General features: G+C 50.9%; 2 rRNA genes. Both read left to right on the top strand.

What is annotated here, in order from left to right:
• A 16S ribosomal RNA gene (locus ACSEXW_RS28370) occupies window positions 1-51 on the top strand; the annotation flags it as partial.
• 167 nt (window positions 52-218) lie between these two features.
• Window positions 219-352, top strand: a 23S ribosomal RNA gene (locus ACSEXW_RS28365); the annotation flags it as partial.

Here is a 352-nt window from a genome sequence, read left to right as displayed (position 1 = left end):
AAGTCGTAACAAGGTAGCCGTATCGGAAGGTGCGGCTGGATCACCTCCTTTCTATGGAGTACCTCGTGACCGCAGCGTCACGGTACAATGCAAGACAATCGGCTGATGTTACTTACTCGTGTTCAGTTTTGAGGGTTGCTAACGCACCTTCAAACCTTGTTCCTTGAAAACTGGATAGCGAAACAATTCCGAAAACATCTAATGTAGTTCATTAGCTAGGATAAGCTAATAAGAGCGCACGGAGGATGCCTAGGCGCCAGGAGCCGAAGAAGGACGTAGCGAACGACGAAACGCCTCGGGGAGCCGTAAGCAGGCTTTGATCCGGGGATGTCCGAATGGGGAAACCCACATG

The sequence above is a fragment of the Oryzibacillus soli genome (genome assembly GCF_051594765.1).
In the GTDB taxonomy this organism is placed as follows: Bacteria; Bacillota; Bacilli; order Paenibacillales; family NBRC-103111; genus Paenibacillus_AR.
Note: the sequence above shows the minus strand (reverse complement) of the source record. Positions and strands in the feature narration are given on the sequence as shown.